Source organism: Staphylococcus sp. HMSC65H10 (genome assembly GCF_001839185.1).
Taxonomy (GTDB): domain Bacteria; phylum Bacillota; class Bacilli; order Staphylococcales; family Staphylococcaceae; genus Staphylococcus; species Staphylococcus simulans.
In genome coordinates this window covers 1-380 of record NZ_KV840367.1, presented here as the reverse complement: position 1 = coordinate 380, position 380 = coordinate 1, and the positions used below count along the sequence as shown (strand labels likewise).

Sequence of the window (380 nt, the reverse complement as noted above, 5' to 3'; positions counted from 1 at the left end):
TCTTCTAATTCTTGTTGACTTGGAATATCTGCAAGTAATTGACCTGTTTCAGCGTTCCATGTGCCGCCGATGCCTTCAGCTACTTTAGACATTGCATCATTGAATTTCTCATCTGTGTATTGAGATTGCAGTAATTTGAAACGATCATCTATTGCAATCTTAGCGTTTTCTAATGAGTTATACAGTGTTTGCAGCAATTCGCGATATTTTAAAAACAGTGCTTGTGTATCAACAAGTTTTCCGATTGTCGCTGTTTCCGGTGTCATGCTTTCAAGATTTGTCTTAATTGCATGATAGACGTTGATTGTATTATCTAAATTTTGTTGAACTTGTTGTTTTAATGTAGTATCGACAAGGTATTCACTGTCTATAACTTCATA

The 380-nt window shown here is 35.3% G+C and carries 1 pseudogene; it reads right to left on the bottom strand.

Annotated elements, in window-relative coordinates:
* A pseudogene (locus tag HMPREF3270_RS13965) lies at positions 1–380 on the bottom strand (hypothetical protein); the annotation flags it as partial.